This window comes from Pseudomonas sp. NMI542_15 (genome assembly GCF_021283425.1).
Classification (GTDB): Bacteria; Pseudomonadota; Gammaproteobacteria; order Pseudomonadales; family Pseudomonadaceae; genus Aquipseudomonas; species Aquipseudomonas fortuita.
This window is the reverse complement of record NZ_JAJSRO010000007.1, coordinates 22618-47800: the sequence shown is the minus strand read 5'-3', so window position 1 is coordinate 47800 and position 25183 is coordinate 22618. Positions and strand designations below refer to the sequence as shown.

Genomic DNA, 25183 nt, shown 5'->3' with positions numbered 1-25183 from the left:
GGCGGCGTGTCCTACGCCGCAGCTTGAAACCCGCCAAGGTTTCAAGCATAGCTTCAGCGGATGGTCAGTGCCTCGAGCTTGCCGCTGTTGCCGAAGACATAGATGGTGTCGCCGACCACAAGTGGGCGGGCGCGCAGGCCATCGCTGTCGATACGCTCACGACCAACGAAGCGGCCATCCACCTGGCTCAGCAGGTGCAGATAACCTTCAAAGTCACCCACAGCCACGTAGCTGCTGAACACTTCAGGAGCGGTCAACTGGCGGCGAGCCATGCTGTCGTTGCTCCACAGGGCGCTGGAAGAGCGCTCATCCACGCCTTCCACGGTACCCGAGGCTTCGCTGACGTAGACGTTACCGAAGCCCTGTGCGACACCTACATAGCTGGAAGCATCGCGCTGCCACAGCTCGCGGCCGCTTTCCAGGTCCAGGCCCGCTACACGGCCCTGGTAGGTGCTGACGTACAGGGTACCACCAGACAGCAGCAAGCCGCCGTCGATATCAACCACACGGTCCAGCTCGGAACGGCCCTTCGGGATGGCCACGCGGCTTTCCCACACCGGCACACCGTTGTTGATGTCCACCGCCACCACCTTGCCGGTGGACAGGCCGGCGACGGCCAGGCGATTGGTGGCAATCGGTGCACCGGTGCCACGCAGGGTCAGCACGGCCGGGGAGTTCTCATAGATCCAGCGGCGGTCACCCGTGGCGGCATCCAGGCCGATCAGGCGGTCGTCCTGGGTCTGCACCACGACCACGTCACCGTTGTTGGCAGGCGGGGCCAGCACTTCGCTGGTCACACGCGAGCGCCAACGCTCTTCACCGGTGCTGGAGTCCAGGGCGATGACTTCACCCTTGAGGGTGCCGAGCATGACCAGGCCATAGCCCACGCCAACCGCGCCGGAAACCTGCAGCTCCAAGTCCTTCTTCCACACCACATCACCGGTGATGCGGTCGAGGGCGAAGACTTCGCCGTTGACGTCGGAAGCATAGATACGGTCGTTCTCGATAGCCGGTACCAGGGTGTTGTAGGTCTCACCCTGGCCGTCACCGATCGAACGGCTCCACTGCTTCTTCAGCACCACTTCCTCGGTGAACTTGGTCAGCTCGGCCGGGGGCAGTTCCTTCTTGCTGTTGCTGCTGCAACCGGCGGCCAGTACGGCCAGGGTCAGCACTGCTGCATGTTTCCAACCGATCACTTACGCGTCCCCTTTAGCCAGGTCATCCAGCTTCAATTGCAGGCCACCGACCGCCGCCTCATCCGACAGCGCAGCCTTGGCTTTCTCGTAAGCGCTGTGCGCGTCGTCGGCGCGACCCAGCTGCACCAGCAGGTCACCCTTCAATTCTTCACGGCTGGCCAGGAAAGCCTTGTCGGCGTCGCCGTCCAGCAGCTTGAGGGCATCCTCGGCCTTGTTCTGGGCTGCCAGCACGCGAGCCAGGCGCTGGCGCGAAATCTCGCCCAGGGTCACATCGGCCGGCTTGTCCAGCACGCCTTTGAGCTCGGCAGCGGCGTCGTCGAGCTTGCCGCTCTCGACCGCGACCTTGGCTACGAACAGGCTACCGTACTGGGCGTAAGCGGTGCCGCCAAACTCGCTCTTGAGCTTGCTGGCCAGTTCCGCGACCTTGGTGGCGTCTGGCTGGCCAGTCGGCGTCAGGCTGGTTTCAATCAACGCCTGATACAGCTGCGAGGCACCTTGGGACTGGTTGTTCTGGTACTTGTGCCAGGTATTCCAGCCCAACACCACCACGCCTGCCAGCAACGCGCCAGTCAGCAGCGGCTTGCCGTTGCGGTTCCACCAGTCCTTGACCCCTGCCAGGTCATCATCATCGGTACTCGACACCCCAATACTCCTTTTCGCCTATTCGCTTGTTGAACCGCGTTACGCTTGCGCGATCGCGGTTTCCAGGTGCTCTGCCAGAGCATCCCAGGCAATGTTCTGTTGTTCACCCTGGCCACGCAGGGGCTTGAAGCCGATTTCTTGCCTGGCCAGTTCCTCGTCACCGAGGATCAGGGCGAACAGCGCCCCGCTCTTGTCGGCTTTCTTGAACTGGCTCTTGAAGCTGCCACCGCCTGCGTTCACCGCCAGGCGCAGGCCCGGCAACCGGTCGCGCAGGGTTTCGGACAGGCGCAGGCCTGCCAGCTCGGCCTGTTCACCGAAGGCACACAGGTAGACGTCGATCTGGCGGCTGATGGATTCCGGTACCTTGCCCAGGGTTTCCAGCAGCAGGATCAGCCGCTCGATACCCATGGCGAAACCGACGCCGGTGGTCGGCTTGCCGCCCATCTGCTCGACCAGGCCGTCATAGCGGCCGCCGGCACACACGGTACCCTGGGCGCCCAGCTTGTCGGTGACCCACTCGAATACGGTCTTGCTGTAGTAGTCCAGGCCGCGCACCAGCTTGGTATTGATCACGAACGGAATGCCGGCGGCGTCCAGGCGGGCCTTGAGGCCTTCAAAGTGCACGCGCGACGCTTCGTCCAGGTAATCTTCCAGCTTCGGCGCACCCACCAGCACCGCCTGGGTGTTCTGGTCCTTGCTGTCGAGGATACGCAGCGGGTTGCTCTTCAGGCGGCGCTGGCTGTCTTCATCCAGTTGCTCCAGGCGCGCCGAGAGGAACTCGACCAGCGCATCACGGTAGCGCGCGCGGGCTTCGCTGGTACCCAGGCTGTTAAGCTCCAGCTTGACCGCGTCCTGGATGCCCAGCAGGCCCCAAAGGCGCCAGGTCAGCATGATCAGCTCGGCGTCGATGTCCGGACCGTCCAGGTTGAACACTTCCACGCCAATCTGGTGGAACTGGCGGTAGCGGCCCTTCTGCGGGCGCTCATGGCGGAACATCTGGCCGATGTACCACAGTTTCTGCACCTGGCCGTTGCCGGTGATGCCATGTTCCAGCACGGCACGGACGCAAGCGGCGGTGCCTTCGGGACGCAGGGTCAGCGAATCGCCGTTACGGTCTTCGAAGGTGTACATCTCTTTTTCGACGATGTCGGTCACTTCACCGATCGAGCGCTTGAACAGCTCGGTGAACTCGACGATCGGCGTGCGGATCTGGCTGTACCCGTAGGTGTCCAGCAGACCGGCCACGGTGCCTTCGAAGTAGCGCCACAGTGGCGACTGTTCTGGCAGGATGTCGTTCATGCCACGGATGGCTTGCAGCGATTTGCTCACGAAAAGTCCTTACGAATTCTGTGTGTCAGCCACGGGCGATCAGCGCCGCGTCGGCTTCGACCTTTTCGGCCGCTTTCTGACGGATGAGCCTTTCCAGCTCATCGACCAGGTTGTCATTGGTCAGTTTCTGCGCCGGCTTGCCGTCGATGTAGATCAGGTTCGGCGTGCCGCCGGTCAACCCTACATGGGCTTCCTTGGCTTCACCGGGGCCGTTGACCACACAACCGATCACCGCCACGTCCAGCGGCACCAGCAGGTCTTCCAGGCGCCCTTCCAGCTCGTTCATGGTCTTGACCACATCGAAGTTCTGCCGCGAGCAGCTCGGGCAGGCGATGAAGTTGATGCCACGCGAACGCAGGTGCAGCGACTTGAGGATGTCGTAGCCGACTTTCACTTCTTCGACCGGGTCGGCCGCCAGCGAGATACGGATGGTATCGCCGATGCCCTCGGCCAGCAGCATACCGAGGCCGACGGCGGATTTCACCGTCCCCGAACGCAGGCCACCGGCTTCGGTGATGCCCAGGTGCAGTGGCTGCACGATCTGCTTGGCCAACAGGCGGTAGGCTTCGACGGCCATGAACACGTCGGAGGCCTTGACGCTGACCTTGAAGTCCTGGAAGTTCAGGCGGTCCAGATGTTCGACATGGCGCAGGGCCGACTCGACCAGCGCCGCCGGGGTGGGTTCGCCGTACTTCTTCTGCAGGTCCTTTTCCAGAGAACCGGCGTTGACACCGATACGGATGGGGATACCACGGTCGCGGGCAGCGTCGACCACGGCGCGTACACGGTCTTCGCGGCCGATATTGCCCGGGTTGATCCGCAGGCAATCGACGCCCAGTTCGGCCACGCGCAGGGCGATCTTGTAGTCGAAGTGGATGTCGGCAACCAGCGGTACGCTGACCTGTTGCTTGATCTTGCCAAACGCCTCGGCCGCGTCCATGTCCGGCACCGAAACCCGCACGATATCCACGCCGGCATCGACCAGGCGCTGGATTTGCGCCACGGTGGCGGCGACATCGTTGGTATCGGTGTTGGTCATGCTCTGCACCGCGATAGGTGCATCACCACCCACCGGCACATTGCCGACCCAGATTTTGCGGGATTCGCGACGTTTGATCGGAGATTCGCCGTGCATGACTTACTGTCCCAACTTCAGGCGAGCAGTCTCGCCACTGGTGAACGGGGCAACATCGACGGCCTGGCCGTTGTAGCTGACCTGGGCGCCCCGGGCAAAGCCCAGGCGTACCGCGAACGGCGGTTTGCCGGTCAGCTCGAGGTTGTCCCCCTTGCGCTTGACGGCGCTGAACAGCACCTTGCCGTTGCCATCGGACACCTGGGTCCAGCAATCGGCGGTGAACTGGATGGCGACCTTGGCGCTGCCTGCCGGTACTGCGGCGGGCTCGGCAGCGGCCACGGCAGCTGCAGGTGCTACAGGCGCAGCGGCGGCCGGTGCAGCTGGTGCTACCGGCGCAGGCGCTACGTTGGCTGCAGATTGCGCAGGCGCCTGCCGGGCGGGTGCGGCAGCAGACAATTGCGCCGGGCTTGCCGGCGCCTGTTCGGCGGCAGCGGCAGGCTGCTCGGCAGTGCCCTGCTCCAGTGCCAGCGGCGCGCTCTCGGGCTGCTGGCCTGCGGTAACCGCCTGATCTTCAGGTTCGTCGAGCGGGTGAATCTGGGTGGTGCCGTCGGCACTTTCGACTTCGACGTGCTCCAGGGCGATCTTGGCCAGGTCCTTGCCACGCAGGCTGCCCTGGTCCTGCCACCAGACGAAGCCACCGCCGACCACGACCACCAACAACAGCAGGCTGACGCCGCGCAGAATATTGTGCGACAGGCGTACTGGCTCTTCGATACGCCCCAGCGAGTGCACATCGCTGCCTTTGGCGTGGGTACCGGTGTAGCGGTCGAAGGCCTCTACCAGGGTGGCCTGGTCAAGGTCCATCAATTTGGCATAGGCGCGAATATAACCACGGGCGAATGTATGACCGGGCAGCTTGTCGAAGGCGCCGGTTTCCACATGGTTCAACGAACTGACAGTGAGGTTGAGCTTGCGGGCCACCTCGGCTTGAGACCAGTCCCGTTTCTCACGGGCCAGGCGCAAAAGCTCACCGGGGTTCTGGCCAGGCGCTACTGCTACTTCGGGATGCGCGGCGTTCATCGTTGCTCCGACAGGTATTGCTGATATTCCGGCGTACCGGGATAAAGTCGTTGTAATTGCTGGCCCAGCTCGGCCAGTGTGCCCTGCTCGTCGAACACCCTGGCAAGGCGGCTACCCAGCAGCAGGCTACGGGCATCGTGGTCGCTCAACTGGCTGAAACGATCGTAGTAGTCCCGGGCCGGCACATAATGCCTGTTTTCGTAGGACAACTCAGCCATTTCCAGCAACGCTTTTGGTTGCCGCTGGTTGAGTTGCAACGCTTTGAGCAGATACGCGTGCGCCTGGTCGCGGCGTTCGAGCTTCAGGGCAGTCAGGCCCAGGTTCTCGTACACGCGTGAGCGCTCAGGATACAGGGTATCGCTACTGGCGAGGCGAAACATCTGCTGGGCCTCGGCAAATCGCCCCTGAGCATAAAGGAAACTGCCGTAATTGTTGCGAATTCGCGTATCGCCAGCGCGGGCCAACAAGGCCTTGTGAAAGTGCGCTTCGGCCAACAACGGCTCGCCTTCGGCCTGGAACACCATCGCCAGGGCGGCGTGCGCGTCGGCATCACGGCTGTCGAGGGCCAGGGCCTTGCCCAGCGGCGCCTTGGCCTGCCCGGTCAAACCCTGTTGCAAATAACCCAGACCTAGCTGCACATAAGCCCGCCCCGCTTCCACCCTGCCCTGGCGGCTGGCCAAGGGGTCGCCCGCGCCGCCCGACACGCAGCCGGCCAGCAGCGAAAGCGCAAGGATCGACAGCGCAGCGCGCAGGCTCATGGGCAAGGTCCCGGTCAGTGGCTGGCGGCGCTGTCTTGCAGCTCGACGTCCGCGGAAAGCTGGCGTACGGCGATGTAGCGCTCACTGCGACGGGTACGGTCGTTGACCTGGCCGACCAGCTGGCCACAGGCGGCATCGATGTCCTCACCACGGGTGGTGCGGGTGGTGACGTTGAAACCACCGTGGTGCAGCAGGTCCTGGAAGCGACGAATGGCGTTGTTGCTCGGCCGCTCGTAGCCCGAATGCGGGAACGGGTTGAACGGGATCAGGTTGATCTTGCACGGCACATCGCGCAGCAACTCGATCATTTGCGCGGCATGCTCAGGCTGGTCGTTGACGTCCTTGAGCAGGGTGTACTCGACGGTGAGCACGCGCTTGCCACCCAAGGTGGACATGTAGCCCATGCACGATTCCAGCAGCACTTTCAGCGGGTACTTCTTGTTGATCGGTACCAGCTTGTTGCGCAGCTCGTCATTCGGCGCGTGCAGCGACAGGGCCAGCGACACGTCGATGTGCTTGGCCAGTTCGTCGATCATCGGCACCACGCCCGAGGTGGACAGGGTGACGCGACGCTTGGAAATGCCATAGCCCAGGTCATCCATCATGATTTTCATGGCGGCAATGACGTTGTCGAAGTTCAGCAAGGGCTCGCCCATGCCCATCATGACCACGTTGGTGATCGCGCGGTCGACTTTGGCAGGGACGGTCCCGAAGGATTTGTTGGCAAGCCACACCTGGCCGATGACTTCAGCGGCAGTGAGGTTGCTGTTGAAGCCCTGTTTGCCGGTGGAGCAGAAGCTGCAGTCCAGGGCACAGCCGGCTTGCGACGATACGCACAGGGTGCCGCGATCGTCGGTAGGAATATAGACGGTCTCGACGCAGCTGCCGGAGGCAACGCGGATCACCCATTTGCGGGTGCCGTCGGCGGAAATGTCTTCACTGACCACTTCCGGTGGGCGAATCTCGGCAACGGCCTCGAGCTTTTCGCGCAAGGCCTTGCCTACGTTGGTCATGGCCGCAAAGTCGGACACGCCAAAATGGTGAATCCATTTCATCACCTGGCCGGCACGGAAGCGCTTTTCCCCGATCGAGTCGAAGAATTGTTCCATTTCCGGCTGGGTCAGACCCAACAGGTTGATTTTGCCAGTAGATGTCGTCATGGATTCACCCTCACCCGTAAGCTTTCGCTTAGCGAGTGGTTACCTCGGTAGCAGCGAAGAAGTAAGCGATTTCGCGAGCAGCAGCAGCTTCGGAGTCCGAACCGTGAACGGCGTTGGCGTCGATCGACTCGGCGAAGTCAGCACGGATGGTGCCGGCAGCAGCTTCTTTAGGGTTGGTAGCGCCCATCAGCTCACGGTTCAGAGCGATGGCGTTTTCGCCTTCCAGAACCTGTACAACGACCGGGCCGGAAGTCATGAAGGCAACCAGGTCACCGAAGAAGCCGCGCTCGCTGTGCTCAGCGTAGAAGCCTTCGGCTTCGGCTTTGGACAGCTGTTTGATTTTCGAGGCAACGATTTTCAGGCCGGCTTCTTCGAAGCGAGTGGTGATCTTGCCGATGACGTTTTTGGCAACTGCGTCAGGCTTGATGATCGAGAAAGTACGTTGAACAGCCATGGAAAACTCCAGAATATGAGTGTTACGAAAAATTAAACCCGCGAATTATACGCGGGTTTCAGGGGATTGCCTAACCTGCAAGTGACGCTTAGTCGGCTTCGTCGATCCAGGCGCCCTGGATTGCCTCGAGCACTTTCTCACCGCCGCGTGACGGATCGTCGCTGAAGTCTGGCAATGCCAGCACCCAACGGTGCAGGTCCACGAAATTCACATAACGAGGATCGACCTCAGGCTTGCTTTCTGCAAGCTGGATTGCGATCTCAAGTACATCAACCCATTTCAGACTCATGTACAGGCCCTCAGTGCGGTGCTTCGGCAGCGTGGTTGAGCGAATACTTGGGTATCTCGATGGTCAGGTCTGCATCACCTACAACCACCTGGCAACCCAGGCGCGACTGCGCTTCCAGGCCCCATGCCTTGTCCAGCATGTCCTCTTCAAGCTCGTCGGCCTCTTTGAGGGAATCGAAGCCCTTGCGCACGATGCAGTGGCAAGTGGTGCAGGCCTTGACGCCGCCGCAGGCGCTTTCCATCTCGATGTGATGGTCGTGGGCCAGTTCCAGGATATTGGTCCCCGGCTCGACCTCCACGGTCAGCCCTTCAGGGCAGAACTTCTCATGCGGCAGGAATGTCACCAGCGGCATCGGTTACTCCTCGATCTCATTCAGGTTGCGCCCGGCCAGTGCGGCTTTCACCGTCGAATCAAGGCGACGGGCGGCAAATGCGTCGGTCACCTGCGACAGACGCTTGGTCTGTTGCTCGATGGCTGCGCCATCGGTGCCGCTCAGCAAATCACGTAGTTCTTGCATCTGGAATGCAATGGCATCGCGCTCGTCACTGCTGAGCAAGCGGTCACCGTCGGCGTCCAGGGCGCCCTGTACTGCTTCGAGCAGGCGCTCGGCGTCCACCTGGTGCTCGCGCAACTGACGGGCCTGCTTATCGGTACCTGCGTGCTCGAAGGAGTCCTTGAGCATGCGGGCGATTTCGCCGTCGGTCAGGCCGTAAGACGGCTTGACCTGGATGCTTGCTTCCACGCCCGAACCCAGTTCGCGGGCCGCAACGCTGAGCAGACCATCGGCATCCACCTGGAAGGTCACGCGAATTTTGGCAGCGCCGGCAACCATCGCCGGGATACCGCGCAGCTCGAACCGTGCCAGCGAGCGGCAGTCGCTGATCAGCTCGCGTTCACCTTGCAGGACGTGGATCATCATGGCCGACTGGCCATCTTTATACGTCGTGAACTCCTGTGCACGGGCCACCGGAATGGTGGTGTTGCGCGGGATCACCTTTTCCATCAGTCCACCCATGGTCTCAAGACCGAGCGACAGCGGAATGACATCAAGCAGCAACAGTTCGCCACCTTCGCGGCGGTTGCCGGCCAGGGTATCGGCCTGGATGGCGGCACCAATGGCCACAACCTGATCAGGGTCGATCGAAGTCATCGGGGCGCGACCAAACAGCGCGCCCACGGCTTCACGCACCCGCGGCACACGGGTCGAACCACCGACCATGACCACGGCACTGACTTCTTCGAGCTCGACGCCACTGTCGCGCACAGCGCGACGGCAAGCCTTGAGGCTGCGGGCAACCAATGGCTCTATCATGGCTTCGAAGGCCGTGCGGCTCAGTTCGCCCTGCCAGCTGCCATGGCTGACGCTGACCACGTCGGCGTCGGTCAGGGCTTCCTTGGCAGCGCAGGCGGTTTGCAGCAACTCACGCTGAGTGGCTGGGTCCAGGTCGGACGACAGGCCAGCCTGCTCGATGATCCAGCCGGCAATGGCGTGGTCGAAATCGTCACCGCCCAGGGCGGTATCGCCACCGGTAGCCAGCACTTCGAACACGCCAGCAGTCAGGCGCAGGATGGAAATATCGAAGGTACCACCACCCAGGTCATAGATGGCCACCACGCCTTCGGCGTTCTGGTCCAGACCATAGGCCACGGCGGCTGCGGTTGGTTCGTTGAGCAGGCGCAGCACGTTCAGGCCAGCCAGGCGCGCAGCGTCCTTGGTGGCCTGGCGCTGGGCATCGTCGAAATAGGCCGGCACGGTAATCACCGCACCAACCAGCTCGCCACCCAGGGTCGCTTCGGCGCGCTCGCGCAGCACTTTAAGGATATCAGCGGACACTTCCACCGGGCTTTTCGGCCCCTGCACGGTGTCGATGAACGGCATGTGCGACTCGCCGCCGACAAAGCGGTATGGCAGCTGCTCGCCCAATTGCTTGACGTCGGCCAGACCGCGCCCCATCAGGCGCTTGACCGACAGCACGGTGTTCAGCGGGTCACTGGAAGCGGCATCACGCGCGGCCTGCCCCACTTCGTTGCGCCCTTCGAGGTAGCGCACCGCGGACGGCAGAATCACGTTACCCTGCGCGTCGGGCAGGGGCTCGCTACGGCCGCTGCGTAATGCGGCGACCAGAGAGTTGGTGGTACCCAGGTCGATCCCCACCGCCAGGCGGCGCTGGTGCGGCTGAGGGCTTTGACCGGGTTCGGCAATCTGCAGTAGGGCCATGCTTATCTGAATACCTTAGGTGCCATCACGGGCAGCACCGGGTTAATCGTCGAGGCGCTCTTCCAGCTGGCGCACTTCTTGGGCGAGCTTGTCGAGGAACTGCATGCGGCGCATCAGGCGCTCGGCCTTGTCGCGCTCGCCTGGGGCATCCCAGCAGGCGGCAAAGTCCTCGTTCAGCGTGTCCTGGGCGGCCTTCAGGCGCTTCTTGAACACGCCGACACCGTCAAGGTCGGCTTCGTCCTGCAACTCTTCGAGCTCTTCACGCCACTGCATTTGCTGCAACAGGAATTCTGGGTCATGGACCGTGACTTCCTGAGGCACTTCGTGGCCGCTGATGGCCAGCAAATAGCGGGCGCGACGCGGCGCACTGCGCAGGGTCTGGTAGGCGTCGTTGAGGGCTGCGGACTTTTCCAGCGCTACGCGCTGCTCACGCTCGGAGGCGTCGGCAAAGCGATCAGGATGGACTTCGCGGGCCAGCTCGCGATAGCGAGTGGCCAGCTTGTCCAGATCCAGGCGGAAGCTTGGCTGGAGGTCAAACAATGCGTAATGACAAGGAGTACCCACAGCCAGCCTCAAACGTTGAAGCTTTCGCCGCAGCCACACTCACCGCGCACGTTGGGGTTGTTGAACTTGAAGCCTTCGTTCAACCCTTCCTTGACGAAATCCAGCTCGGTGCCATCGAGGTAGACCAGGCTCTTGGGATCGATGATCACCTTTACGCCGTGGTTCTCGAACACCTGGTCTTCATCCGCCAGTTCGTCGACGAACTCCAGCACGTAGGCCAGGCCCGAGCAACCGGTGGTGCGCACGCCCAGGCGAATGCCCTCACCTTTGCCGCGCCCGTCAAGGGAACGGCGAATGTGGTTGGCGGCGGCTTCTGTCATGCTGATAGCCATCAGGACTCCTTACCTCGCAACAGGCGACTTAGATCAAGCCTTTCTTCTGCTTGTAATCGCGTACAGCTGCCTTGATGGCATCTTCGGCGAGTACCGAGCAGTGGATCTTGACCGGCGGCAACGCCAGTTCTTCAGCCAGCTGGGTGTTCTTGATGGTTTCGGCTTCGTCCAGGGTCTTGCCCTTCATCCACTCGGTGGCGAGGGAGCTGGAAGCGATGGCCGAACCGCAGCCGTAGGTCTTGAACTTGGCGTCTTCAATAACGCCCTGCTCGTTGACCTTGATCTGCAGGCGCATAACGTCGCCGCAAGCCGGGGCGCCGACCATGCCGGTGCCAACGTCCGGGTCTTCGGCATTCATCTTGCCGACGTTGCGCGGGTTTTCGTAGTGGTCGATGACCTTTTCACTGTATGCCATGGTGCAATTCCTTCCTCATCAGGGAGCCGCTCTTGCCGGCGACTGCTTAGTGGGCGGCCCACTCGATCTTGGAGATGTCAACGCCGTCTTTGTACATGTCCCACAGCGGCGACAGCTCACGCAGTTTGTTGACGGCCTCGCAGACTTTCTGCGCGGCATAGTCGACTTCTTCTTCGGTGGTGAAACGGCCGAAGGAGAAGCGGATCGAGCTGTGCGCCAGCTCGTCGTTGCGGCCCAGAGCGCGCAGTACGTAGGACGGTTCGAGCGATGCGGAGGTGCAGGCCGAACCGGACGATACGGCGATGTCCTTCAGCGACATCAGCAGCGATTCGCCTTCGACGTAGTTGAAGCTCAGGTTCAGGTTGTGCGGCACGCGGGCGGTCTTGCTGCCATTGACGTACAGCTCTTCAAGGTCCGAAACCTGCTTGAAGAAGCGGTCGCTCAGGGCCTTGATGCGCACGTTTTCGGCGGCCATTTCCTGCTTGGCGATGGCGAAAGCTTCGCCCATGCCGACAATCTGGTGGGTTGGCAGGGTGCCCGAACGCATGCCGCGCTCATGGCCACCGCCGTGAATGATGGCTTCAAGGCGTACACGCGGCTTGCGGCTGACATACAGCGCGCCGATGCCTTTCGGGCCGTAGGCCTTGTGCGCCGAGAACGACATCAGGTCGACTTTCAGCTTTTGCAGGTCGATTTCGACCTTGCCGGCCGACTGGGCAGCGTCGACGTGGAACAGGACGCCGCGTGCGCGGGTCAGTTCACCGATGGCGGCGATGTCGTTGATCGAGCCGACTTCGTTGTTCACGTGCATCAGCGAGACCAGGATGGTGTCGTCGCGCAGCACCGCTTCTACCATGGCCGGGGTGACGATGCCGTCTTCGCCCGGTTCCAGGTAGGTCACTTCGAAACCTTCACGCTCCAGCTGGCGAGCAGTATCCAAGACCGCCTTGTGCTCGATCTTGGAGGTGATGATGTGCTTGCCCTTGGTCTGATAGAAGTGCGCGACACCCTTGAGTGCGAGGTTGTCGGACTCGGTGGCACCGCTGGTCCAGACGATTTCGCGCGGATCGGCGTTGATCAGTTCGGCAACCTGACGACGGCCGTTCTCGACCGCTTCCTCGGCTTTCCAGCCGAAGACGTGGGAGCGCGAAGCCGGGTTACCGAAGTTCCCGTCGACCAGCAGGCAGTCGGCCATTTTCTGGGCCACACGTGGGTCGACCGGGGTGGTCGCAGAGTAATCGAGGTAGATCGGCAACTTCATTTGTCTCTCCTATCAGGCGGTGGCGTCGCTCGTCGTCCCAGGGGGATCAATCGACGGCTGACGTCTCAATCTTGTCCAGCTGGGCGGTTCGGCCTGCGACACGACGCAGGTCCTGGCGCTGGGCAACTTCCTGCACCTCACGGCGCATGACGAGGTCGGCCAGGCTGATGCCGCTGAGGAATTCATGGATCTGCTGGCTGAGGTCGCACCACAGGTGGTGAGTCAGGCAGGTATCACCGGCATGGCAGTCCCCAAGGCCCTGGCACCGGGTAGCATCGACCGATTCATTGACCGCATCGATGACCTGGGCCACCTGGATGGTTTCCATGCCCCGCGACAGCTGGTAGCCACCGCCTGGACCGCGCACACTGGAAACCAGGCTGCTACGGCGCAGCTTGGCGAACAGCTGTTCCAGATAAGAGAGGGATATGCCCTGGCGCTCGGAAATGTCGGCCAAAGACACCGGCCCATGCTGCGCGTGCAACGCCAGGTCAAGCATGGCAGTCACGGCGTATCGGCCTTTGGTAGTCAGTCGCATGGCTATTGGGTACCACGGGAGTTTCGGGATGTGTCGAGTATGCGATTCCCGAGCATTTAAGTCAACTATTAGACCTACTGCTTTAGTCGGGTTTGCATCAGGGAGGCGGGCGCGATTGTAGCAGACGAGGGGCGTGAGCACACGCCCCGTATGTCACCATGGGTTCAGTGCGGCGTAATCAATGCGACTGAGTGTCGCGCTGGACCACCTGGGCAACCTCGGTGAAATCATCTTCCGGCAGCGCGGGCAGCTCCTTGGCGCAGTAATCGCTACCCATCTTGGTCAGGGCGCCACACATGCCCTCCAGCCGCTCGTCGACCGCCTGTAGATGATCGAGCATCTGGCCGATGGCACGCGCCACCGGGTCGGGCATGTCACCACTGACACCGTAGGCATCGAAGCCTATCTTCTCGGCCATGGCCTTGCGCTTGGCCTCGACTTCGGTGTCCTCGCTCTTGACGATGATGCGCCCCGGGATACCCACCGCCGTAGCGCCGGGCGGTACCGCCTTGGTCACCACCGCGTTGGAGCCGATCTTGGCCCCGGCGCCGACGGTGAACGGGCCCAGCACCTTGGCCCCCGCCCCCACCACCACGCCGTTCTCCAGGGTAGGATGGCGCTTGCCTTTATTCCAGCTGGTACCGCCCAGGGTCACGCCCTGGTAAAGGGTGACGTCATCGCCGATCTCGGCGGTTTCGCCGATGACGATACCCATGCCGTGGTCAATGAAGAAACGCCGGCCGATTGTGGCACCGGGGTGGATCTCGATACCGGTCAGCCAGCGCCCGAAGTTGGACACCAGCCGGGCCAGCCACTTGAAATCACGCTTCCACAGGGCATTGCCCAGGCGGTGCAGCCAGATGGCATGCATACCCGGGTAGCAGGTGAGCACCTCGAAGGCATTGCGCGCAGCCGGGTCACGGTGGAATACGCTTTGAATATCTTCACGCAGGCGTTCGAACATCTGTCAGTCCTTCCGTTTATGCGGCTCGCCCCGGACCACTTTCTGGGTCTCGGTGAGGATGCCGCGCAAAATGCTCATTTCCGAACGCTCGACCGCCACCCGCCCATACAGCCGGCGCAAGCGCGGCATCAGGTGCTTGGGCTTTTCGGGGTCGAGGAAGCCGATGCCCACCAGGGTTTTCTCCAGGTGGTCGTAGAACAGCTCCATTTCGTCCATCGTCGCCAGCTCGCTGGCGTCAACCTTCTCGACTTTGCCCGGCGCTTCGCCGGCGGCCAGCCAGGCCATGCGCACCTCGTAAGAGAGCACCTGGACAGCGGCCGCAAGGTTCAGCGAGCTGAAGTCGGGGTTGGAGGGAATGTGCACGTGGAAGTGACATCGCTGCAGTTCTTCGTTGGTCAGGCCGGCGTGTTCACGCCCGAACACCAGGGCGATCTCTTCACCACCCTTGGCATGCTCCACCGCCTTGGCCCCGCACTCGCGCGGGCCAATCAACGGCCACGGGATGCTGCGCTCACGGGCGCTGGTCCCCATCACCAGGTTACAGCCGACCAGCGCCTGTTCAAGGCTGTCGACCACCTGGGCGTTATCCAGCACGTCGTCGGCACCCGAGGCGCGGGCACTGGCATCCAGGGCGGGGAATTCTTTCGGCTGTACCAGCACCAGGCGCGACAAGCCCATGTTTTTCATGGCACGCGCAGCGCCGCCGATGTTGCCGGGGTGGCTGGTATTGACCAGAACAACACGAATATTTTGCAGCAAGGTGTTGTGCTCACAGATGCAGGAATCAGGGCATCCGATCTTACAGAACCGACAGACGTAACGCCATGAAAGCAAATGTGACACTTCTGCCGACAAAGTTTTCTGCTAGAATGATCGGCTTTCTTCTTTAACATCTCCAGGTGACCCGCCCATGCAGCCTATGCTGAATATCGCCCTGCGCGCCGCTCGCAGCGCCAGTGAACTGATTTTCCGCTCCATCGAACGCCTGGATAGCATCAAGGTGGACGAGAAAGAGGCTAAGGACTACGTTTCCGAGGTTGATCGTGCCGCCGAGCAGAAGATCGTCGACGCGCTGCGCAAGGCCTACCCGAACCACTCCATCCAGGGTGAAGAGACGGGCATGCACGCGGGCACCGGCGAAGAAGGTAAAGACTACCTGTGGATCATCGACCCACTGGACGGCACCACCAACTTCCTTCGCGGCATTCCCCACTTTGCCGTCAGCATCGCCTGCAAATACCGTGGCCGCCTTGAGCACGCCGTGGTGCTCGACCCCGTACGCCAGGAAGAATTCACCGCCAGCCGCGGCCGTGGCGCCCAGCTCAATGGCCGCCGCCTGCGTGTAAGCTCGCGCACCAGCCTGGAAGGCGCCCTGCTGGGTACGGGCTTCCCGTTCCGTGATGGCCAGATGGCCGACATGGACAACTACCTGGGCATGTTCCGCGCCCTGACTGGCCAGACCGCCGGCATCCGCCGCGCCGGCTCCGCCAGCCTGGACCTGGCCTATGTGGCCGCTGGCCGTTTCGACGCCTTCTGGGAGTCGGGCCTGGCCGAGTGGGACATGGCAGCCGGCGTGCTGCTGATCCAGGAAGCCGGTGGCCTGGTGAGCGACTTCAACGGTGGCCACGACTTCCTCGACAAAGGCCACATCGTTGCAGGCAACATCAAGTGCTTCAAGGCCGTACTGACCGCTATCCAGCCACACCTGCCGGAAAGCATGAAGCGCTAAACGCGGATTGCCAGAAAGCCAAAAGCACCCCTCGGGGTGCTTTTTTTATACCTGACAGCTTCGCATTGCCTGAGCCGGCCTCTTCGCGGGTAAACCCGCTCCCACAGGGATCGCATTACCTGTGTGGGAGCGGGTTTACCCGCGAAGAGGCCGGCTCAGGCGACATCGATCACTGGGCAGCTTCGCTCAGGATCAACTTGCCATTCTTGTCCAGAGGAATGGTCGCCCCTGGCTCGCGGTCCATCTTCACCTTGCCTACCTGATCACCGATGGAGTAGGTCACGTTGTAACCCACCACCTTCTCGCTGATGTCGTTGACCGTGTTGCAGCGTGTTTGTGTGGTGGTATAGGTGTCACGCTGCTGCATGCCTTCTTGAACCTTGTTACCGGCATAACCACCACCGACCGCACCGGCCACGGTAGCGATCTTCTTGCCGGTACCACCGCCAATCTGGTTACCCAGCAAGCCACCTGCCAGCGCACCGACCACGGTACCGGCAATCTGGTGCTGGTCCTTGACCGGCGCCTGACGCGTCACGGCCACGTCCTTGCACACTTCACGCGGGGTTTTCACCTGCTGCTTGATCGGCTGCACGTCCGTCACCTGGGCGACTTCGGGGCCTTTGTTCACCAAGCTGTAGGTCGCCACAGCACCTCCGGCAGTTACACCGACAGCACCCAGCACCGCACCCACCAGCATTGATTTGTTCACGTGAACCTCCTGATCGTACCAGCGGGTCTCAACCCGCGCTTCTCCCAGCCTTGGAGCAAAAAAAAAGGCGCGAGTTCAACACTCGCGCCTTTTTGCTCGCCGTACGGCGTAGGGACGGGGCCTTATGGGCGCTCGTCCACACCTTCAGCCTTGACTGGAGGGATCAGGTCTTCGCTGTTCAGGTTCAGCCAGATCAGTACCACGTTGGCGATGTAGATCGACGAGTAGGTACCGGCCATGACACCGATGAACAGGGCCAGCGAGAAGCCGAACAGGTTGTCGCCACCGAAGAACAGCAGCGCGGCAATGGCCAGCAAGGTCGAAACCGAAGTGGCGATGGTGCGCAGCAGTGTCTGGGTGGTCGAAACGTTGATGTTCTCGATCAGCGAGGCCTTGCGCATGACGCGGAAGTTCTCACGCACCCGGTCGAACACGACGATGGTATCGTTCAGCGAGTAGCCGATGATCGCCAGCACCGCCGCCAGCACCGTCAGGTCGAAGGTAATCTGGAAGAACGACAGGATACCCAGGGTAACCACCACGTCGTGGATCAGCGAAACGATCGCACCCACGGCGAACTTCCACTGGAAGCGGAAGGCCAGGTAGATAAGGATGCCGCCCAAGGCCATGAGCATGCCCATGCCGCCCTGGTCGCGCAGCTCTTCACCCACCTGCGGGCCTACGAACTCGACACGCTTGAGGGTAGCCGGGTTGTCGCCGCCGGCCTTCTGCAAGGCAGCGGCCACCTTGTTACCCAGCTGCGGGTCGTCGCCCGGCATACGCACCAGCAGGTCGGTGGTAGCGCCAAAGCTCTGCACCACGGCCTCGTGGAAGCCGGAATCGACCAGCTCGGCACGCACCGCCTTGAGGTCGGCCGGGCGCTCGTAAGTCAGCTCGATCAGCGTACCACCGGTGAAGTCCAGGCCAAAGTTGAGACCCTTCTGCCACCAGCTGAACAGCGCCAGTACGGTGAGGAGCACGGTAATGGCGAACGCAACATTGCGCACGCCCATGAAGTTGATGGTTTTCATCGCAGCTCCCTCAAACCCACAGCTTCTTGATGTCACGCCCGCCGCAGGTCAGGTTGACCATTGCACGGGTCACCATGACGGCGGTGAACATCGAGGTGAAAATCCCGAGGGACATGGTAACCGCAAAGCCTTTGACCGGGCCGGTACCCATGGCGAACAGGATGCCGCCGACCAGCAGGCTGGTCAGGTTGGCGTCGATGATCGCGGTGTAGGCGCGGTTGAAGCCTTCGTGGATGGCGCGCTGTACCGACATGCCGGCTTTCAGCTCTTCGCGGATACGCGAGAAGATCAGCACGTTGGCGTCCACCGCCATACCCATGGTCAACACGATACCGGCAATACCCGGCAGCGTCAGGGTAGCGCCCAGCAGCGACATCAGCGCCAGCAGCAATACCATGTTGCCCGCCAGGGCGATGGTGGCAATGACGCCAAAGCCGCGGTAGATGGCGATGATGAACAGCGAGACGAACAGCATACCCCACAGCGAAGCATCGATACCCTTGGTGATGTTGTCGGCACCCAGGCTTGGGCCAATGGTACGTTCTTCGGCGAAGTACATCGGCGCGGCCAGACCACCGGCACGCAGCAGCAGGGCCAGCTCGGACGATTCGCCCTGGCCATTCAGGCCAGTAATGCGGAACTGGCTGCCCAGCGGCGACTGGATGGTCGCCAGGCTGATGATCTTCTTCTCTTCCACGAAGCTTTGTACGGCAACGTCTTTCTCGACGCCGTCGACGGTCTGCTTCACATAGCGGGTCACCGGCTTCTGCTCGATGAAGATCACCGCCATGCTGCGGCCAACGTTGCTACGGGTAGCACGGCTCATCAGCTCGCCACCGTGGCCATCCAGGCGGATGTTCACTTGTGGGCGGCCGTGCTCGTCAAAGCTGGCCTGGGCGTCGGTTACCTGGTCACCGGTGATGATCAGGCCGCGCTCGACCGGGGCAGAACGACCGCCTTCACGGAATTCGAACACTTCGGTCGTGGCCTTGGACGCACCCGGTTCGGCACCAAAGCGGAACTCCAGGTTGGCGGTTTTACCGAGGATACGCTTGGCTTCGGCAGTGTCCTGCACGCCTGGCAGCTCGACCACGATACGGTTGGCGCCCTGGCGCTGTACCAGGGGTTCAGCCACGCCCAGCTCGTTGACACGGTTGCGGACGGTGGTGAGGTTCTGCTTGATCGAGTATTCGCGGATCTCGGCAACTTTTGCCTGAGTCAGCGCCAGACGCAGCACGGCGAGGTCGTTGCGCTCGGTGGTGGTCAGGTCGAAATCATTGAAATTCTTGCGGATCAGGGCACGTGCCTGTTCGCGGGTTGCATCGTCAGCAAAGCCCAGCATGATGCCGCCATCCTGCTGGGGCAGGCTGCGGTAGCGGACGCGCTCTTTACGCAGCAAGGTCTTGACCTCGCCTTCGTAGACTTTCATGCGGGCCGTCATGGCCTTGTCCATGTCCACTTCCAGCAGGAAGTGCACACCACCGGACAGGTCCAGGCCCAGTTTCATCGGGCTCGCACCCAGGTTGCGCAGCCATTGCGGGGTAGTCTGGGCCAGGTTCAGGGCCACGACATAATCATCGCCCAGTGCCTTGCGCACGACATCCTTGGCTGGCAGCTGGTCTTCCTGGTTGGTCAGGCGAATCAGCCCGCTGCCCTTCTCACCCAGGCTCGCGCCCTTGACGGCGATCTTGGCATCGAGCAGCGCCTTGCTGACGCGATCGAGGTCGGCCTGGTTTACCTGCAGCGCCGAACTGGCACCGCTGATCTGCACCGCCGGGTCATCCGGGTAGAGGTTAGGAGCGGAATAAATGAAACCGACCACCAGTACCAGCACGATCAGTGCATATTTCCACAGAGGGTATTTGTTCAGCATCACGCCGCCCGTTCAAGACGCGGGGCGCGTTGCGCGCCCCGACTGGAAAATAAAACCGGTAACTCAGATAGCCTTGAGCGTACCTTTTGGCAGGGTGGCCGCGATGGCGCCCTTCTGGAACTTCAGCTCGACAGTGTCGGAGACTTCCAGCACCACGAAATCATCGGAAACCTTGACGATCTTGCCGGCGATGCCGCCGTTGGTGACAACTTCGTCACCTTTCTGCAAGTTGCCGAGCAGGTTCTTCTGCTCTTTGGCGCGCTTGGCCTGAGGGCGCCAGATCATCAGGTAGAAGATGACCAGGAAACCGACCAGGAAAATCCACTCGAAGCCGGTACCGGCTGGGCCAGCGGCAGGTGCTGCAGCGTCCGCGTATGCGGCGGGGATGAAGAAGCTCATTGGGCACTCCTAATGTAATTTTCTAATAATGGATGCAGACAGTCAGTCCAAAGGCGGTACAGGAAGCCCGCGCTTGGCGTAGAAGGCGTCGACAAAGGCGGCCAATTTACCCTGTTGAATAGCCTCGCGTAAACCGGCCATCAAGCGCTGGTAATGGCGCAAGTTGTGGATGGTATTCAGCATGCTGCTCAGCATTTCGCCGCACTTGTCCAGGTGATGGAGATAGGCACGGGAGAAGTTGGTGCAGGTATAGCAGTCACAGGTCGGATCCAGCGGCGATTCATCATGGCGATGGAACGCATTGCGGATCTTGATCACCCCTGTATCGACAAACAGATGGCCGTTACGTGCGTTACGCGTAGGCATCACGCAGTCGAACATGTCGACGCCGCGGCGCACACCCTCAACGAGATCTTCCGGTTTGCCTACCCCCATAAGGTAACGAGGTTTGTCAGCAGGCATCATGCCTGGCAGGTAATCCAGCACCTTGATCATTTCGTGCTTGGGTTCGCCCACCGACAGGCCGCCGATGGCCAGGCCGTCGAAGCCGATGTTTTCCAGGCCTTCCAGCGAGCGCATGCGCAAGTCCTGGTACATGCCACCCTGGACGATGCCAAACAGCGCCGCCGTGTTGTCGGCGTGGGCGTTCTTCGAACGCTGGGCCCAGCGCAGCGACAGTTCCATGGAAGTGCGGGCCACGTCGTGCTCGGCCGGGTACGGGGTGCACTCGTCGAAGATCATCACCACGTCCGAGCCCAGGTCACGTTGCACCTGCATCGACTCTTCAGGGCCCATGAACACCTTCGAGCCATCGACCGGCGAGGCAAAGGTCACGCCCTCTTCCTTGATCTTGCGCATGGCGCCCAGGCTGAACACCTGGAAGCCACCGGAGTCGGTGAGGATCGGGCCTTTCCACTGCATGAAGTCGTGCAGGCCGTTGTGCTTCTTGATCACCTCGGTGCCCGGGCGCAGCCACAGGTGGAAGGTGTTGCCCAGGATCATCTCGGCGCCAATGGCCTCGATATCGCGTGGCAGCATGCCCTTGACCGTGCCATAGGTGCCCACCGGCATGAACGCCGGGGTTTCCACCGTGCCACGTGGGAAGGTGATGCGACCACGACGGGCCTTGCCGTCGGTAGCCAGCAGTTCGAAGGACATTCGACAGGTGCGACTCATGCTTGATCCTCGGGGCCGCGTGGCGCCGGATTGCGGGTGATGAACATGGCATCACCGTAACTGAAGAAGCGGTACCCGTGCTCGACCGCCGCCGCATAGGCGGCCATGGTCTCGGGGTAACCGGCGAAGGCCGAGACCAGCATCAGCAGCGTGGACTCCGGCAGGTGGAAGTTGGTGACCAGGGCATCGACCACATGGAACGGCCGGCCCGGGTAGATGAAGATGTCGGTGTCGCCGCTGAAGGCCTTGAGCACGCCATCGCGCGCCGCGCTCTCCAGCGAACGCACGCTGGTGGTGCCGACCGCGACCACCCGGCCGCCACGTGCGCGGCAGGCCTCGATGGCATCGACCACATCCTGGCCCACTTCGAGCCATTCTTTGTGCATGTGGTGGTCTTCGATCTTGTCGACCCGCACCGGCTGGAACGTGCCCGCGCCCACGTGCAGGGTAACGAAAGCCCGCTCCACACCTTTGGCAGCAATCTTTTCCAACAGCGCTTCGTCAAAGTGCAGGCCCGCAGTGGGCGCGGCAACCGCACCGGCGCGCTGGGCGTACACGGTCTGGTAGCGCTCACGGTCGGCGCCCTCGTCGGGGCGGTCGATGTAGGGCGGCAGCGGCATATGGCCGACGCGGTCGAGCAGTGGCAGCACCTCTTCGGTGAAGCGCAGCTCGAACAGCGTGTCATGGCGCGCGACCATTTCGGCCTCGCCACCGCCATCAATGAGGATGACTGCGCCTTCTTTCGGCGCCTTGCTGGCACGCACGTGGGCCAGCACCCGGTGGCTGTCGAGCACGCGCTCGACCAGCACTTCCAGCTTGCCGCCAGAGGCTTTCTGGCCAAACAAGCGCGCCGGGATCACCCGGGTGTTGTTGAACACCATCAGGTCGCCGGGGCGCAGGTATTCGAGCAGGTCGGGGAATTGCCGGTGCGCCAGCGCGCCGGTCGGCCCATCGAGTACCAGCAGACGGCTGCCATGGCGCTCGGCCAACGGGTGGCGGGCGATCAGGGAATCAGGGAGTTCGAAGGAAAAATCGGCGACGCGCATGATGATGTTCGGTTCGGCAGGGCCGGGAAGTTTAGCCCAATGTGTGAAAATTGACCATGAAAGCCGATTGACCGACTAGCGGCAGCTCTCTATACTGCGCGCCACACGCCCTGATGGCGGAATTGGTAGACGCGGCGGATTCAAAATCCGTTTTCGAAAGGAGTGGGAGTTCGAGTCTCCCTCGGGGCACCAAGATCCGGAAAAAACCGACCTTACTGGTCGGTTTTTTTATGCCCGAATTTTGATCTGATGCAGAGCGTGCGGCTTGCACGGTCACGTCAGGAGCGGCACGAAATAATTGACGGCACCCTAATGACTCCGGGGCCTGTAGCCATGTCTGCATTCTATTGGCCGCAGTCAGGATTAATACTTAAGCTGTCATTCGTCGGATATATGCCGAAAGCATTGCTGGCGTAATGGCACTTAGCCATAGTTGCACTCCCATTTCTCCACGCCCCGTGTGACCCATGAAAACAATCGCGCCCTGCATGGCGGCAATGATGCTGCTCAGTGGGTGCAATGGAGTGCCAACGTCGTACGTTTCAGACCCCGTCTACAGCCAGGCTTTCGTGGTCACCTCGGGTGCGCCGCTGCCGATGTTGCTGATGGCCAGTGCCATCCAGTGGAACGACGATTACGCAGTAACCGCCAAACACACCCCCTTCCTGCGCAACGTGGTCCACGAGGGCCTCGGCGATGTGGTGTTCTTCAAGCACAAGGCCAGCAGCGTGCCGCGCTGGCGCCAGTACGTGCCTGGGGAAGCGGTGACGGCGGTAGGTTTCAACAGCTTTATGATGCCGATGCAGGGCAAGGGCCATGCCTTGCCGTCATTGGTACGCCTTGAAGGCACGCCTGGCAGTGTCTTCTACTCGGTGCATGACGGCCCGATCACCAAGGGCATGTCGGGCGGGCCCGTGTTTGCGGATGACGGCACGGTAGTGGGCATCAACGTCGCCATCATACCCACCAGCGAGATTGACGCCGGCAAGCGTCCCGACCTGGCCGGCAAGGACCGTATCAGCGTGTTCATGTCGTTCAGCGAAATCGACAAGGAATGGCGGCGCTATCAGTACCTGCTGGCGCACAAGGCCAAGCCCCAGGCACCGGCTTCGGTCAAAGGCTACGTGGCGGTGGCCGCCAAGCCTTGAGTTGACTGGCGGCCCGCATCTGCGAGTGCAAAAGCGGCCTATGATGGAAGGCTGATGGCCTCTTCGCGGGTTCACCCGCGAAAAGGCCCGATCCGCCAGCGCAAGAGGGACCTGCCATGCACCTGACCCACCGCCCCATCCACCCTGACGACATCCCCGTCATCTGCAACTTCCCGCAGGGCCCGGACGAACTGTTCTACATGTTCCCCAAAGCCACCTATCCCTTCACCCCTGCCCAGCTGAGCGACGCCATAGCCCAACGCAGCGGCTCCACGGTGGTGGAAGGCAACGGTACTGTCCTGGCCTTTGCCAACTTCTACAAAGCCGAACACGGCGGCGCGTGTGCCCTTGGCAATGTGGTCGTGGCCCCTGCCGCCCGCGGCCATGGCGTAGCGCGTTACCTGGTAACCACCATGATCGACCTCGCCCGCCAGCATTACAGCGCTCGGGAGGTGTGGGTGTCATGCTTCAATCACAACACCGCGGGCCTGCTGCTTTATCCACAGCTGGGCTTCACACCGTTCGGCATCGAGGAGCGGCAGGCGTGGGACGGCACGCGGGTAGCGTTGGTGCAGATGAAGCAAATACTGACTTAACCACGCTGGATCAGCGGGTCATTGCATGTGGCTGAACGAGAAGGTCCACCCCCAAGGCACGAATGACCCTCAAGACAGTGTCAAAACGACGTATCCTTATGGATACACCCATTCAAGGATTGAAGCGACCTACCCTGTCGTTTTTCCGCTGAATCAGGAATTCAGGCAAATCCTCTAATTTGGTCAGACTTTTCTCTTCACGTCAGCTTCTAAATCCCTTGCAACATTCGGCACGCGAACCTTCGATCCCCCTCGACGTCCCATCCTCCATCACCCACGCCTTGAGGTTACCCGCGTGAAAGACATCATCACCCGCAAGTACCGCCTGGTCGTGAAGACCATCGGCTACATCGGCTGGTCGCTGTTCTGGCTGCTGATCTGGGATGTGCTGGTCACCATCGACTTCATGCTGTTTCTCAACAGCAAGTTCACTCTACCGCTTATCCCGCTGACCCTACTGGGCTCGGCGCTGGTGGTGCTGGTGAGTTTTCGCAACAGCAGCGCCTACAACCGCTGGTGGGAAGCGCGCACGTTGTGGGGGGCGCTGGTGAACGGTTCGCGCAGCTTCGCCCGGCAGACGCTGACCCTGATCGATGACCCGGATGATGGCCTGAACCCGGTCAAAGCCACCCTGCTGCGCCGCCATATCGCCTACGTGAACTGCCTGGCGGCGCACTTGAAGGGGGAACGCTGCCCCGAGGAGCTGATGGCATTCATCCCGCCCGCAGAGTTCGAACGCCGCAACCGTTCAAACAACTTCGCCAATGACATTCTCGGCGGCTCGGCGGCCTTGCTGGCGCGAGAATACAAAGCCGGGCGGCTGGACAGCATTCGCCTGGCCCGGCTGGAGTCGACCCTGGTGGACCTGTCCAACGCCCAGGGTGGCATGGAGCGCATTGCCAACACACCGTTGCCCTACCCTTACGTGTATTTCCCGCGGCTGTTCATTACTTTGTTCTGCCTGATCGTGCCGGTGGGGCTGGTGGAGTCGCTGGGCTGGTTCACACCGCTGGCATCGACGGTGGTGGGGTTCATGCTGCTGGCTATCGAGCGGATCGGCACGGATTTGCAGAGCCCGTTCCGTTTCAGTGAGCACCAGATCCAGATGGATACCATTTGCGAGACGATCGAACGGAATCTGGAGTCGATGCAGCGGGAAGCACAGTGTGCCGAGGCAGTAGATGCGTGAGGGATTTTG

Annotated in this window: 28 protein-coding genes, 1 tRNA gene and 1 pseudogene; 5 read left to right on the top strand and 25 right to left on the bottom strand. The window is 61.7% G+C overall.

Annotated features, from left to right (window positions below; translation table 11 throughout):
- Positions 1–53 precede the first annotated feature (53 nt).
- From bamB to trmJ, 18 genes are all read right to left on the bottom strand, one after another.
- Positions 54–1196, bottom strand: a complete 1143-nt coding sequence (gene bamB / locus LU684_RS12715) for an outer membrane protein assembly factor BamB (RefSeq protein ID WP_003248513.1) — start codon at positions 1194–1196, stop codon at positions 54–56.
- Complete coding sequence (locus LU684_RS12710) at positions 1197–1838, bottom strand: tetratricopeptide repeat protein (RefSeq protein WP_016484981.1); 642 nt, start codon at positions 1836–1838, stop codon at positions 1197–1199.
- Positions 1839–1877: 39 nt separating this feature from the next.
- Positions 1878–3167: a histidine--tRNA ligase gene (hisS, locus tag LU684_RS12705; protein ID WP_016484980.1), complete on the bottom strand. Its 1290-nt coding sequence runs from the start codon at positions 3165–3167 to the stop codon at positions 1878–1880.
- Between the two features lie 25 nt (positions 3168–3192).
- Complete coding sequence (gene ispG / locus LU684_RS12700; RefSeq protein WP_016484979.1) at positions 3193–4302, bottom strand: flavodoxin-dependent (E)-4-hydroxy-3-methylbut-2-enyl-diphosphate synthase; 1110 nt, start codon at positions 4300–4302, stop codon at positions 3193–3195.
- A 3-nt stretch (positions 4303–4305) separates the two neighbouring features.
- On the bottom strand, positions 4306–5322 hold the full coding sequence (locus LU684_RS12695; protein WP_060517642.1) for a RodZ domain-containing protein: 1017 nt from the start codon (positions 5320–5322) through the stop codon (positions 4306–4308).
- Positions 5319–6080: a type IV pilus biogenesis/stability protein PilW gene (gene pilW, locus LU684_RS12690; RefSeq protein WP_016484977.1), complete on the bottom strand. Its 762-nt coding sequence runs from the start codon at positions 6078–6080 to the stop codon at positions 5319–5321. The genes LU684_RS12695 and pilW overlap by 4 nt, the downstream gene beginning before the upstream one ends.
- Before the next feature lie 14 nt (positions 6081–6094).
- Positions 6095–7240, bottom strand: a complete 1146-nt coding sequence (gene rlmN / locus LU684_RS12685) for a 23S rRNA (adenine(2503)-C(2))-methyltransferase RlmN (RefSeq protein ID WP_016484976.1) — start codon at positions 7238–7240, stop codon at positions 6095–6097.
- Between the two features lie 28 nt (positions 7241–7268).
- A complete protein-coding gene (gene ndk / locus LU684_RS12680; protein ID WP_012316140.1) occupies positions 7269–7694 on the bottom strand; it encodes a nucleoside-diphosphate kinase in 426 nt (141 codons plus the stop codon).
- 88 nt (positions 7695–7782) lie between these two features.
- On the bottom strand, positions 7783–7983 hold the full coding sequence (iscX, locus tag LU684_RS12675; protein ID WP_016484975.1) for a Fe-S cluster assembly protein IscX: 201 nt from the start codon (positions 7981–7983) through the stop codon (positions 7783–7785).
- A gap of 10 nt (positions 7984–7993) precedes the next feature.
- A complete protein-coding gene (fdx, locus tag LU684_RS12670) occupies positions 7994–8335 on the bottom strand; it encodes an ISC system 2Fe-2S type ferredoxin (protein ID WP_016484974.1) in 342 nt (113 codons plus the stop codon).
- A gap of 3 nt (positions 8336–8338) precedes the next feature.
- On the bottom strand, positions 8339–10201 hold the full coding sequence (hscA, locus tag LU684_RS12665) for a Fe-S protein assembly chaperone HscA (RefSeq protein ID WP_016484973.1): 1863 nt from the start codon (positions 10199–10201) through the stop codon (positions 8339–8341).
- Between the two features lie 42 nt (positions 10202–10243).
- On the bottom strand, positions 10244–10765 hold the full coding sequence (gene hscB, locus LU684_RS12660; RefSeq protein WP_016484972.1) for a co-chaperone HscB: 522 nt from the start codon (positions 10763–10765) through the stop codon (positions 10244–10246).
- A gap of 8 nt (positions 10766–10773) precedes the next feature.
- Positions 10774–11097, bottom strand: a complete 324-nt coding sequence (gene iscA / locus LU684_RS12655; RefSeq protein WP_003248536.1) for an iron-sulfur cluster assembly protein IscA — start codon at positions 11095–11097, stop codon at positions 10774–10776.
- A gap of 28 nt (positions 11098–11125) precedes the next feature.
- Entirely contained in the window at positions 11126–11512 is a 387-nt protein-coding gene (iscU, locus tag LU684_RS12650) for a Fe-S cluster assembly scaffold IscU (protein WP_003248539.1), read from the bottom strand.
- Between the two features lie 46 nt (positions 11513–11558).
- The gene (locus LU684_RS12645; protein WP_016484971.1) at positions 11559–12773 is read right to left on the bottom strand and encodes an IscS subfamily cysteine desulfurase; all 1215 of its coding nucleotides are present in this window, start codon (positions 12771–12773) and stop codon (positions 11559–11561) included.
- A 46-nt stretch (positions 12774–12819) separates the two neighbouring features.
- Positions 12820–13311 carry a Fe-S cluster assembly transcriptional regulator IscR gene (gene iscR / locus LU684_RS12640; protein WP_008092572.1) on the bottom strand — a complete coding sequence of 164 codons (492 nt, stop codon included), beginning with the start codon at positions 13309–13311 and terminating at the stop codon, positions 12820–12822.
- Between the two features lie 178 nt (positions 13312–13489).
- On the bottom strand, positions 13490–14275 hold the full coding sequence (cysE, locus tag LU684_RS12635) for a serine O-acetyltransferase (RefSeq protein ID WP_016484970.1): 786 nt from the start codon (positions 14273–14275) through the stop codon (positions 13490–13492).
- A gap of 3 nt (positions 14276–14278) precedes the next feature.
- Positions 14279–15034: a tRNA (cytosine(32)/uridine(32)-2'-O)-methyltransferase TrmJ gene (gene trmJ, locus LU684_RS12630; protein WP_023049495.1), complete on the bottom strand. Its 756-nt coding sequence runs from the start codon at positions 15032–15034 to the stop codon at positions 14279–14281.
- Between the two features lie 151 nt (positions 15035–15185).
- On the opposite strand from trmJ, the gene suhB reads away from it, so the two are divergent.
- Positions 15186–16004 (top strand): type III secretion system regulator SuhB, encoded by an 819-nt coding sequence (suhB, locus tag LU684_RS12625; protein ID WP_019472646.1) that lies wholly within the window; start codon positions 15186–15188, stop codon positions 16002–16004.
- A gap of 169 nt (positions 16005–16173) precedes the next feature.
- Here suhB and LU684_RS12620 read toward each other — a convergent pair whose 3' ends face one another.
- The 6 genes from LU684_RS12620 to queA form a co-directional block, all read right to left on the bottom strand.
- Positions 16174–16716 carry a glycine zipper 2TM domain-containing protein gene (locus tag LU684_RS12620; RefSeq protein ID WP_016501403.1) on the bottom strand — a complete coding sequence of 181 codons (543 nt, stop codon included), beginning with the start codon at positions 16714–16716 and terminating at the stop codon, positions 16174–16176.
- A 122-nt stretch (positions 16717–16838) separates the two neighbouring features.
- Positions 16839–17747, bottom strand: coding sequence for a protein translocase subunit SecF (gene secF, locus LU684_RS12615; protein ID WP_016484966.1), 909 nt, complete (start codon positions 17745–17747; stop codon positions 16839–16841).
- Positions 17748–17757: 10 nt separating this feature from the next.
- Positions 17758–19620, bottom strand: coding sequence for a protein translocase subunit SecD (gene secD / locus LU684_RS12610; RefSeq protein ID WP_016484965.1), 1863 nt, complete (start codon positions 19618–19620; stop codon positions 17758–17760).
- Between the two features lie 63 nt (positions 19621–19683).
- Positions 19684–20019 (bottom strand): preprotein translocase subunit YajC, encoded by a 336-nt coding sequence (yajC, locus tag LU684_RS12605; RefSeq protein WP_016484964.1) that lies wholly within the window; start codon positions 20017–20019, stop codon positions 19684–19686.
- A 42-nt stretch (positions 20020–20061) separates the two neighbouring features.
- Complete coding sequence (gene tgt / locus LU684_RS12600) at positions 20062–21177, bottom strand: tRNA guanosine(34) transglycosylase Tgt (RefSeq protein ID WP_016501406.1); 1116 nt, start codon at positions 21175–21177, stop codon at positions 20062–20064.
- A gap of 14 nt (positions 21178–21191) precedes the next feature.
- Positions 21192–22241 carry a tRNA preQ1(34) S-adenosylmethionine ribosyltransferase-isomerase QueA gene (queA, locus tag LU684_RS12595; RefSeq protein ID WP_016484962.1) on the bottom strand — a complete coding sequence of 350 codons (1050 nt, stop codon included), beginning with the start codon at positions 22239–22241 and terminating at the stop codon, positions 21192–21194.
- A 107-nt stretch (positions 22242–22348) separates the two neighbouring features.
- Between queA and LU684_RS12590 the strand changes: the two genes are divergently transcribed.
- The 3 genes from LU684_RS12590 to LU684_RS12580 all read left to right on the top strand — a co-directional run bounded on the left by LU684_RS12590 (position 22349) and on the right by LU684_RS12580 (position 23985).
- Positions 22349–22433 (top strand) — tRNA-Leu (locus LU684_RS12590).
- A gap of 308 nt (positions 22434–22741) precedes the next feature.
- Complete coding sequence (locus tag LU684_RS12585; protein ID WP_232894730.1) at positions 22742–23389, top strand: serine protease; 648 nt, start codon at positions 22742–22744, stop codon at positions 23387–23389.
- 116 nt (positions 23390–23505) lie between these two features.
- Positions 23506–23985, top strand: coding sequence for a GNAT family N-acetyltransferase (locus LU684_RS12580; protein ID WP_232894698.1), 480 nt, complete (start codon positions 23506–23508; stop codon positions 23983–23985).
- A 10-nt stretch (positions 23986–23995) separates the two neighbouring features.
- Here the strand turns inward: LU684_RS12580 and LU684_RS30595 are convergent.
- Positions 23996–24073 (bottom strand): annotated as a pseudogene (locus tag LU684_RS30595) (addiction module antidote protein); the annotation flags it as partial.
- Positions 24074–24280: 207 nt separating this feature from the next.
- Between LU684_RS30595 and LU684_RS12575 the strand changes: the two are divergent.
- Complete coding sequence (locus LU684_RS12575) at positions 24281–25174, top strand: bestrophin family protein (protein ID WP_016484959.1); 894 nt, start codon at positions 24281–24283, stop codon at positions 25172–25174.
- The last annotated feature ends 9 nt before the right edge of the window (positions 25175–25183 follow it).